The organism is Marinilabiliales bacterium (assembly GCA_007695015.1).
In the GTDB taxonomy this organism is placed as follows: domain Bacteria; phylum Bacteroidota; class Bacteroidia; order Bacteroidales; family PUMT01; genus PXAP01.
In genome coordinates this window covers 1-10,653 of record REEN01000040.1, presented here as the reverse complement: position 1 = coordinate 10,653, position 10,653 = coordinate 1, and the positions used below count along the sequence as shown (strand labels likewise).

The 10,653-nt window shown below is 45.1% G+C and carries 9 protein-coding genes; 2 read left to right on the top strand and 7 right to left on the bottom strand.

Features of this window, described 5'->3' with window-relative positions; all coding sequences use genetic code 11:
- Window positions 1-60: 60 nt before the first annotated feature.
- Window positions 61-2,580 carry a DNA gyrase subunit A gene (gene gyrA, locus EA408_03855; protein ID TVR73879.1) on the bottom strand — a complete coding sequence of 840 codons (2,520 nt, stop codon included), beginning with the start codon at window positions 2,578-2,580 and terminating at the stop codon, window positions 61-63.
- Window positions 2,581-2,823: 243 nt separating this feature from the next.
- Here gyrA and EA408_03850 point away from each other — a divergent pair, with 243 nt between their 5' ends.
- Entirely contained in the window at window positions 2,824-5,367 is a 2,544-nt protein-coding gene (locus EA408_03850) for an ATP-dependent Clp protease ATP-binding subunit (GenBank protein TVR73878.1), read from the top strand.
- A gap of 69 nt (window positions 5,368-5,436) precedes the next feature.
- Here EA408_03850 and rimO read toward each other — a convergent pair whose 3' ends face one another.
- From rimO to EA408_03820, 6 genes are all read right to left on the bottom strand, one after another.
- The gene (gene rimO / locus EA408_03845) at window positions 5,437-6,747 is read right to left on the bottom strand and encodes a 30S ribosomal protein S12 methylthiotransferase RimO (GenBank protein TVR73877.1); all 1,311 of its coding nucleotides are present in this window, start codon (window positions 6,745-6,747) and stop codon (window positions 5,437-5,439) included.
- Between the two features lie 23 nt (window positions 6,748-6,770).
- Window positions 6,771-7,757 carry a signal recognition particle-docking protein FtsY gene (gene ftsY / locus EA408_03840; protein TVR73876.1) on the bottom strand — a complete coding sequence of 329 codons (987 nt, stop codon included), beginning with the start codon at window positions 7,755-7,757 and terminating at the stop codon, window positions 6,771-6,773.
- Between the two features lie 81 nt (window positions 7,758-7,838).
- On the bottom strand, window positions 7,839-7,991 hold the full coding sequence (locus tag EA408_03835; protein ID TVR73875.1) for a DUF4295 domain-containing protein: 153 nt from the start codon (window positions 7,989-7,991) through the stop codon (window positions 7,839-7,841).
- A gap of 12 nt (window positions 7,992-8,003) precedes the next feature.
- The gene (rpmG, locus tag EA408_03830; protein TVR73874.1) at window positions 8,004-8,186 is read right to left on the bottom strand and encodes a 50S ribosomal protein L33; all 183 of its coding nucleotides are present in this window, start codon (window positions 8,184-8,186) and stop codon (window positions 8,004-8,006) included.
- A 12-nt stretch (window positions 8,187-8,198) separates the two neighbouring features.
- Window positions 8,199-8,441 carry a 50S ribosomal protein L28 gene (locus tag EA408_03825; protein TVR73873.1) on the bottom strand — a complete coding sequence of 81 codons (243 nt, stop codon included), beginning with the start codon at window positions 8,439-8,441 and terminating at the stop codon, window positions 8,199-8,201.
- Between the two features lie 136 nt (window positions 8,442-8,577).
- Complete coding sequence (locus EA408_03820) at window positions 8,578-9,834, bottom strand: CinA family nicotinamide mononucleotide deamidase-related protein (GenBank protein TVR73872.1); 1,257 nt, start codon at window positions 9,832-9,834, stop codon at window positions 8,578-8,580.
- Between the two features lie 137 nt (window positions 9,835-9,971).
- Here EA408_03820 and EA408_03815 point away from each other — a divergent pair, with 137 nt between their 5' ends.
- Complete coding sequence (locus EA408_03815; GenBank protein ID TVR73871.1) at window positions 9,972-10,478, top strand: T9SS C-terminal target domain-containing protein; 507 nt, start codon at window positions 9,972-9,974, stop codon at window positions 10,476-10,478.
- The last annotated feature ends 175 nt before the right edge of the window (window positions 10,479-10,653 follow it).

The following is a 10,653-nucleotide window of genomic DNA, read 5'->3' as shown; positions in this document are numbered from 1 at the left end:
ACAGGATAAATGTACACCATATTTTAAATAGCTTCAAATTTCCTGCCAAAAACATCATTGTTATGTATCACTTTCATTATCAGCAGTATTTGTATCCGGCAGAATGTCAATTATCTCATCTTTTTCCTCATCCTCCTGGTAATTTTTTCCAACAATTGCAACAGATGCAACGGTCTCCCCTTCACGGAGGTTGATCAGCCTGACTCCCTGGGTTGTTCTGCCTGTAGTCCGGATCTTGCTTACCTCCAGTCTGATGGTTGTACCTGATTTGGTTATAACCATCAGATCATCAGCATCTGTAACACCCTTGATGTTGATAAGCTGGCTTGTTTTTTTGGTTATGTTCATGGTTTTAACACCCTTGCCGCCCCTGTTTGTAATCCGGTAATCACCTATTAATGATCGCTTTCCATAACCGGTTTCAGAAACGACAAGCACATCCTGGCTGCCGTTATCAACACAGATCATTCCTACAACGCGGTCATCCTCACCGGCAAGTGTAATGCCCCTTACACCACTTGCAGTTCGGCCCATAGGCCTTACATAAGATTCGGGGAATCTGATTGCTCTTCCTGAACGCACAGCCAGAACTACTTCAGAGTTACCACCTGTAAGTCTTGCTTCAATGAGATAGTCCCCTTCCCTGATATTGATGGCGTTAATTCCGTTTGCCCTGGGTCGTGAATATGCCTCGACAGATGTTTTCTTGATTACGCCCCGGGCTGTACACAGTAATATATAGTTGTTCTTAATAAACTCACTATCAGTGAGATTTTTTACGTTAATGAAAGCTCTGATTTTATCATCGGGCTCTATGTTAATTATATTCTGTATGGCGCGTCCTTTTGATGTTTTTGCCCCTTCGGGTATTTCCCATACTTTCAGCCAGTAACATTTCCCTTTCTCAGTGAAGAACAGCATTGTGTTGTGCATTGTTGCCACGAAAAGGTGTTCCAGGAAATCCTCTTCACGGGTACTGCTTCCTCTTGCACCAACCCCTCCCCGCTTCTGTGTACGGTAATCTGTAAGGGCCGTCCTTTTGATATAGCCAAGATGCGATATGGTTATAACGACCTCATCATCAGCATAGAAGTCCTCCGGATTGAATTCGCCTTCGTCAGGGACTATTTCGGTTCTCCTGTCGTCGCCGTATTTTTCTTTTATTTCCAGTAATTCATCTTTAATAATCTGCATTCTTAGCTCCTCACTGGCAAGTACACTCCTTAAATAATCAATGAGTTTCATCAGCCCCTGGTACTCTTCACGCACTTTATCCCTCTCCAGTCCGGTAAGTCTCTGAAGTCTCATATCGAGAATTGCTTTTGCCTGTACTTCAGTGAGGCCAAAGCGTTTTATTAATCCCTGCTTTGCTTCTTCAGGTGTTTTAGAAGCTCTGATAAGGCTGATTACCTCATCAAGATTATCAAGAGCAATAAGCACACCTTCAAGAATATGCGCCTTTTTCTCACTCTGCTCCAGGTCATATTGGGTACGGCGAACCACAACTTCATGCCGGTGTTTGACAAAATATGAGATCACCTGTTTAAGATTGAGTATTCTAGGGCGACCGTTTACAAGTGCTATATTATTAACATTGAAACTTGTCTGCAGCTGTGTATACTTAAACAAATTGTTTAATACAACATTTGCAACTGCTTCTTTTTTAAGAATTATGACAATCCTCATACCTTTACGGTCGGACTCATCATTAATATATGATATGCCTTCGAGCTTTTTATCATTTATCAGCTCGGCAGTTTTTCTGATAAGTTCGGCCTTATTGACCATATAGGGTATCTCGGTTATTATGATCTTACCCCTTCCAGTCTCGGTTGTTTCAATTTCTGCCCTTGCCCTGACAACTATCCTTCCCTTGCCTGTCTCATATGCATCCCTGATACCCTGCACACCATATATTATAGCTCCTGTCGGAAAATCAGGCCCCTTGATATGATGCATCAGGGCGGAAATCTCTATTTCAGGGTTGTCAATGTATTCAGAAATTGCGTCAACCGCTTCAATCAGGTTATGGGGAGGCATGTTTGTAGCCATTCCGACTGCTATACCTGATGCACCGTTTACCAGAAGTGTTGGTATCCTGGTCGGGAGCACGGTAGGCTCCTCAAGTGTATCATCAAAATTGAGTCTGAAGTCAACTGTATTCTTTTCAAGGTCGGACAATGTCTCTTCGGCTATTTTCCTGAGCCTTGCTTCTGTATACCTCATTGCAGCAGGACTGTCGCCATCTACCGATCCAAAGTTACCCTGTCCGTCTACCAGCGGGTACCTCAACGACCAGGTCTGAGCCATCCTGACCATCGCTTCATATACTGAAGAATCACCGTGGGGGTGATACTTACCCAGCACCTCTCCCACTATCCTGGCTGATTTCTTATGTCCCCTGTTGGACATTATCCCGAGCTCAGACATTCCGAAAAGAACACGTCTGTGCACCGGCTTAAGTCCGTCCCGCACATCGGGCAGAGCCCTTGAAACTATTACCGACATTGAATAATCAATGTAGGCGGATTTCATCTCCTCTTCAATATTGACCTTTAGCAGTCTTTCTCCTTCTGACATAGCACTTTAATAATATTATTCCTGTTTATTGCCGCTATTATAAACATTATTTCAGGAACACTGTTTAACACAGTGATGGTTAAGCCTGATTTTGTTCATATTTTCTGATAATCCGGGCGCTAATTTAGCCATAAAATGTGTAAAATTGTTCTGAAAAAACTCATAATTATCAACATCCTTTTCTTTATTTTTTAATTATTAACTTTGCGATGTTGGTTTTTTAAAATTACGACTACGATTTATATGGATGCAAAATTCTCACAGAGGGTAAAAGATGTATTGTCATATAGCAGGGAGGAAGCTATAAGGCTGGGCAACAGAAACATAAGTTCGGAGCATATTTTCCTTGGTATCTTGCGTGACGGAGAGGGGCTGGCCATTGACATACTTGTGTCCATGGGGCTGAATCTTGCTGCCATCAGGAAAACCGTGGAGGATCACCTGAGGTCAGCCACAGAGCTGACCCCTGCCGAAATGGAGAATGTTCCCCTGCTGAAGACAGCAGAGAGGGTGCTCAAGCTTGTTTACCTTGAAGCCCGGTCGTTGAAGAGTGATACCATCGACACAGGCCATCTTATACTCGCTATACTTAAGGATGAGACAAACCTTATTACTCAGTTGCTTGAAGCTGAAAATATAGATTATTTCGTATTCAAGGATGAATTTGACCAGAAGCAGCGTGAAGCAAGGGCGGAATTTCCGGGAGATGAAGATGACGAGGCAAAGGGGCCGTTCGGTAGCGGAAAACAGCCGCAAAGTCCCGGCAGCAAATCAGGATCGGAAACTCCTGTGCTGGACAACTTTGGCATAGACCTGACCAAGGCCGCTGAAGAGAACCGTCTTGATCCGATTGTCGGCAGGCAGAATGAGATTGAGAGGCTTGCACAGATATTAAGCAGACGCAAGAAGAACAACCCAATACTTATTGGGGATCCCGGCGTTGGAAAATCAGCTATTGTTGAGGGGCTTGCACTGAGAATTGTCCAGAAAAAGGTTTCCAGGGTCCTTTTCGGTAAACGGGTGGTTACCCTGGATCTCGCCTCGATAGTTGCCGGAACGAAGTACCGCGGACAGTTCGAAGAGAGAATCAAGGCTATACTCAATGAACTAGCCAAAACAAACCAGATCATCCTTTTCATTGACGAGATACACACCATAGTGGGTGCCGGTGGTGCCACAGGTTCTCTGGATGCGGCAAACATGCTGAAGCCTGCTCTTGCCCGTGGCGATATTCAGTGTATAGGCGCAACAACTCTTGATGAATACAGGCAGCACATTGAAAAGGACGGAGCCCTGGAGCGCCGTTTTCAGAAAATAATGGTAGAGCCTACCACACCGGATGAGACAATTGAGATACTTAATAATATAAAGGAAAGATACGAGGACCATCACAATGTTTATTATACACCTGAAGCCATTCAGGCATGTGTGAGCCTGACAGGCAGGTATATATCTGACAGGCACCTGCCGGACAAGGCAATTGATGCACTTGACGAGTCCGGGTCAAGGGTCCATATATCCAATATTGTGGTGCCTGAGAGGATACTGGAACTTGAAAACCTGATAGATAATACACGTCAGGAAAAAGTCAAGGCAGTAAAGAACCAGAATTTTGAGCTTGCCGCAAGGCAACGTGACAAGGAGAAGGAATTACTTGACCTTCTTGAGAGCGAAAAGCAGAACTGGGAAAAAGAGTTGTCGCGTAACCGGCAGCTAGTTGATGACGACAAGGTGGCAGAAGTGGTAGCCATGATGACAGGTGTGCCAGTGCAGAGGGTTGCCCAGGCCGAAGGCGTAAGGCTGCTAAATATGGGTAAAGAGCTTAAAGGTAGGGTTGTCGGGCAGGATGAGGCAATTAACAATATTGTTAAATCAATACAGCGGAACAGGGCCGGGCTGAAAGACCCCAACAAACCGATAGGATCCTTTTTCTTCCTGGGTCCCACCGGCGTTGGTAAAACCCAGCTTGCAAAGATTCTTGCCGAGTACCTGTTCGAAAGTGCCAACAACCTGGTCAGGATCGACATGAGTGAATATATGGAAAAGTTTTCCGTATCCAGGCTGGTTGGAGCGCCCCCGGGATATATCGGCTATGAGGAGGGCGGGCAACTTACTGAAAAGGTGCGCAGGCATCCCTATTCAGTTGTTCTGTTCGACGAGATAGAGAAGGCTCATCCTGATGTTTTCAATATTCTGCTCCAGGTTCTTGATGAAGGACAGCTGACTGACAGCCTGGGCAGGAAGGTGGATTTCAAAAATACCATCATCATTATGACATCCAATATCGGCACCCGCCAGATAAAGGATTTCGGACAGGGGATCGGCTTTTCAACAAGCGCAAGGGAGGCGTCCTCCAACGAGCATATGAAAAGCATCATACACAAGGCTCTAAAAAAGGCGTTTGCCCCCGAATTTCTAAACAGGGTAGACGATGTTATTACTTTTAACCATCTGGGCAAGGAAGATATTCACAAGATCATAGACATTGAGCTTGAAGGACTTTTTGAGAGGATGGAAAACCTCGGGTATCATGTCAAGATCTCGGCATCTGCAAAGGATTTTGTTGCCGAAAAGGGCTATGATATCCAGTTTGGAGCCAGACCGCTGAAAAGGGCCATTCAGAAATACCTTGAAGACCCTCTTGCTGAGGTAATAATTAAATCTGAGCTTAAAGAAGGTGATGTTCTGCTTGTGGGTTATACCAAAAAAACAGAGAGCATAAAAATTACTGTTGAAAACAAAAAGAAACAGGAAACCGGCGAGAAAAAGAAAAAACAGGATCATTAAATGCCGCAAGCGTCCCTGAACGGGGCGCTTTTTTGTTGAAGTCCCCCTGAAAACCTATTGATTATCCGGCTACAGCAGTGGCCGTGCATACAGATCAAACTCATCAGCACCGGTCACTTCTGCAAGGATAAAGCTTCCCGCAACGATGCTGCCGGTTTTCTCAATCAGCACCCCGTTATCAACCTCGGGTGAATCATGCTCGGTCCTGCCTTGAAAATATTTCTCATCTTCGCTATCAATCAATACTTTTATGTGCCTGCCGATATAAGATGAGTTGATTTCTGTTGATATCTCCTGCTGAATTTCCATTATCTCTTCTGCCCTGCGTTCCTTTTCAGCCAACGGTATGCTATCCTCCAGATTATTGTATGCCCACGTTCCCTCTTCGTGAGAATAGGGAAATACTCCCAGTCTTTCAAAACGGACACTGCGTACAAAATTCTTGAGGTCCTCAAAGTCCCTCCCGCTTTCGCCGGGATGGCCTGTAAGCAGTGTTGTGCGAAGTGCGATGCCGGGCACCTTGTTCCTGATCTTTTTAATAAGTCCGAGTGTCTTTCTGCCTGATATTCCACGTCTCATTTTTTTCAGCACATTGTCTGATATATGTTGCAGCGGAATATCAAGATAACGGCATATTTTAGATCCGGAGGCCATTATTTCCAGCACATCATCAGGGAATCCGGCCGGGTAGGCATAGTGGAGCCTGATCCATTCAATGCCGTTAATCTCCTGCAACTGCAAAAGCAGGTCACCCAGCCGCGGTTCTCCGTAAAGGTCAGTACCGTAGGATGTAAGGTCCTGCGCAATCAGAACAAGCTCCTTTACTCCCTTTTCTGAAAGCATTTTGGTTTCATCAACAAGACTCTCTATTCTGCGGGATAAATGACGGCCCCTTATTGAGGGAATAGTGCAGAAAGAACATTTCCTGTCACATCCTTCGGAGATCTTCAGGTATGCATAATGTGAAGGGGTTGAAAGCAGGCGGGCAGCAGGGGAACATCCGGAATCGGAAAGTTTCAGTTCACGCTTAAGTCCCTCAAGAGGGTCCACTCCCAGGATCAGATCAGCTTCCGGGATCTCTTCAGCAAGCTCATCTTTATACCTTTCAGATAAACATCCTGTAACGAATAGTTTTCCGATCTCTCCTTTCTCCCTGGCACGGGCATACTGAAGGATCATATCGACGGACTCCTGCCTGGCGTCATGAATAAAACCGCAGGTATTTATGATCACAGCATCGTAACCGGCTCCGCTGCCATCAAAATCAACCTTCCAGCCGGAAGCAGAGAATTGTGCCATCAGAAACTCTGAATCAACCAGGTTCTTGGAGCAGCCCATGGTGATCATGTTAACACGCCTGAAATTTTTTACAGGAGACATTCAGTAAACCAAAATAAAAAATTCTATTCGAAAAGTGAAGATACGAACTTTACCCTGTCAAACCTTAGAAGATCGTCGATCCCCTCTCCCATTCCGATGTATTTGACAGGTATCCTGAACTGGTCGGAAACACCTATAACCACACCGCCTTTGGCAGTGCCGTCAAGTTTCGTAAGGGCAATCGCATTAACCTCGGTCGCAGCAATGAACTGTCTTGCCTGCTCAAATGCATTCTGTCCGGTAGATCCGTCCAGGATGAGCAGTACCTCATGTGGCGCAGAGGGTATCACCTTCTGCATCACCTTCCTTACCTTGGTGAGTTCGTTCATAAGGTTGGCTTTGTTGTGCAGCCTTCCGGCTGTATCTATAATTGCCACATCGGCTTTACCGGCTTTGGCTGATGCAAGTGTGTCATAAGCAACCGATGCCGGGTCGGCTCCGGTTTTCTGCTTGACTATATCAACTCCCGTCCGTTCTGCCCATATCTCAAGCTGCTCAATGGCAGCGGCCCTGAAAGTGTCGGCAGCGCCCAGCACCACCTTCTTGCCGGCACTCTTAAAACGATGTGCCAGCTTTCCAATTGTAGTAGTTTTACCAACACCGTTAACACCAACGACCATAATAACATAAGGCCCGTCATCTGCAGTGTTGGTTAATTTATCTTCAGTATCGCCGTTATTTTCCCCGAGAAGGGAAATAATCTCCTCTTTCAGGATGCTGTTCAGCTCGTCTGTTCCAAGGAACTTGTCTTTTGCCACGCGGGATGATATTTTATCTATTATCCTGATAGTAGTATCAACTCCCACATCAGAAGAGATAAGCACCTCTTCAAGATTGTCAAGTACGGCATCATCAATACGCGACTTTCCGACAACCGCCCTGGAAAGCTTTTTGAATACAGACTCCCTTGTTTTCTCCAGACCCCGCTCAAGAGTATCTTCCCCGCCTGCGGCTCCGGCCGGTGTCTCCTTTTTATCTTTCCTACCCTGAAATATCCTGAAGGCAGCCATAATGTTTGTTTTTAGAATAAAAAAAGCCTTCTTTTTGCAAAAAGAAAGCTTGTGCAGATCCCTAAGAATAATGTAAGGAGCTTATTTCTTGAAAAAATTGTCGGTAAATTCCTTACTTACAATATCTTCCTTAAAGGTATAGGATCCTGACTTTTCAGATTTGACCATCTTCACAACCTTAACCAGGTTCCTTGAGTCAGCCTTTTTCAGACTAGCAACAACTTTCTTTGCCATAGTGTATTATCTTTATTTGATTTCGCGGTGAACCGTCATTTTTTTGAGAATGGGGTTATACTTCTTCAGCTCCATCCTCTCAGGTGTATTTTTCTTGTTTTTGGTTGAGATGTATCTGGAAGTTCCGGGCATTCCGCTCTCTTTGTGCTCGGTACACTCCAGTATGATCTGAACCCTGTTACCCTTTTTAGCCATGATACAATATGATTAATAAACGTTAATATATCCGTTGCTTTTGGCATCCTGAAGTACTGTATGCAACCCCTTCTTATTGATAAGCCTGATACCTGAAGCCGAAACGCGCAGCGTTACCCACCTGTCCTCTTCCTGGTAGTAAAACTTCTTGGTAAAGAGATTGGGATGGAATTTACGCTTGGTCCTCCTTTTCGAGTGGGAAACATTGTTCCCTACCATATGACGCTTCCCTGTTACCTGACAAACTCGTGACATTTCCTTGTTATTTATAACGTGATTTTTAACAGAGCGCAAAAGTCGGTATTTTTCCCGACTTAATCAAATATATTACTATTTATTTTTAGTTAAAGTCGCAAAAAGTTTTGAGTTTCGCTTTCGCGGAAAATAACGGTCAGGTTTTTGCCAGGATCATCTTCCTGAGCATATTCAGCGCTGTTACCGAAGCTCTCTGAATATTTCTTTGCCTGTTGTCGCCTAACATGTATAGTGCCGCATCTGTTGATCCGGAGCAGGATACAGCAATCCATGTTGTGCCTACAGGCTTTTCGGGTGTGCCGCCGGCAGGGCCGGCAATACCTGAGACGGCAATAGCGTAGGTGCTGTTGAACAGCAAGCGGGCGTTGACAGCCATGTCTTCAACTACCTGTTTACTTACAGCGCCGTAGGTATCTAATATATCGGGATTTATTGCCAATTGATCTTTCTTTATTTCGTTCGAGTATGCAATTATTCCACCCTTAAAATAGGCAGAGCTTCCGGGCACTCCGGTGATAAGCGATGCTATGGCTCCCCCGGTGCAGCTTTCAGCTACAGCTAGTGTTTCACCCCTGTCTGTTAACAACTTGCCTGTGGTCGTCTCAAGTGTTTCTTCATCATACCCTACTATAAGCTGCGGAATAATCTCCCTGAGTTTGTCCACCTCACTTTCAACTGTTGCCCTTAAAATTTCCGGATCTTCGCCAACTCCCCCGATCTTAAGCCTGATGATGCCCGGAGAAGGATAATACGCCAGGCTGATGCCGGCCGGCAACTGTTCTTCAAACCCGGAAAGTATCTCGGCCAGGTGAGCCTCAAAGCTTCCCTGTGTTATTATGGTCCTGTAGCAGGACGGCGGAAATGTTAACTGGCTTTGCAACCGGGGGATCACCTGTGTAGTGACGAGGTCTTTCATCTCAAACGGAACGCCGGGAAGGCTTATATATATGGTATCTCCCTTCTCAAACCAGAGTCCCGGTGCCGTGCCCAGGGCATTATGCAGTGGAATTGCAGAGCCAGGTATTTCAGCCTGTTTCCGGTTATTCTCGTTTACTTTACAGTTCCTGCCGGCCAGAAGCACTTTTATGTGTTTAAACACCTCTTCACTGAATACCAGCTTTGTGTCAAAAAACTCGCAAAGAGCGGGTTTCGTAACATCATCGCTTGTGGGGCCAAGTCCCCCGGTCATTATTACCAGGCCTGCCCTCTCCCCTGCCTCATGTAATATTTTAAGGATCTCCTCCCGCGTATCGCCTACAGAGGTGATCCTCACGGTTATTGCTCCGATCTGGTCAAGCTGGCTTGCCAGCCATGCTGAATTAGTGTCGATGGTTCTTCCGGAAAGCAATTCGTTACCTATTGTTATAAGCTCAGCTTTATCATTTAATGCCATTAATCTACAGATTGCGCAGTTTCGTAAAAAGTTTATAAAAATTAGGGTCAAATTTACAACCGCAATATTAATATTTCTTAAATTTAGTGCATATTTAATTATACTGGCTTTTAAAACATCACTCAATTCTTACTGTCATGATAAAATATCCAAGATTAGTTATGTTGATGGCTGCAATCTCTTTGGCCATGGCTTCTTCCGGGCAGGAAATCATTCGCTCCACCCTCAGTTCTGCTGGCTCCTCCGCATATAACGGGGGACTTTTTATAAGGCAGACCTTCGGTCAGCCACCCGCCACCCTTGTTTTTACCACCGAATTCGGCATTTTAAGACAGGGATTCCAGCAGTCCGTCGATATACCGCCTGTTACATATGCTCCCATGCCCGATGAGCTAAAGCCTGGTGAGCTATATTTCAGGATGTATCCCAATCCTGCAAGGGATCATGTATACATTGACCTTGTTGATGAGGCTGATAACCCGGAGCTGATCATTACCGACATGTACGGTAAAAGGGTGTATCACCGGACTGGCCTTTCCGGCCCTTCGGTATCTGTCACCCTGCAGCAGTTCACTTCAGGCATATATTTTATTACCGTAACCGATCAGAGCAGAAGAGGTACTCAGAAACTGATAGTGTTGTAATTTAAGTATTCAATAAAGTATTTTCAGGTTAATACAGATAATCCTAAATCCATTAATGATATGAGAACATTTACACTGGCAATCTTATGTTCTGTGCTTTTTTATCTTCCTTCCTCTGCCCAGGTGGCAGATGGTATTAATTACCAGGCTATTGCCCTTGACGAGACAGGCAACC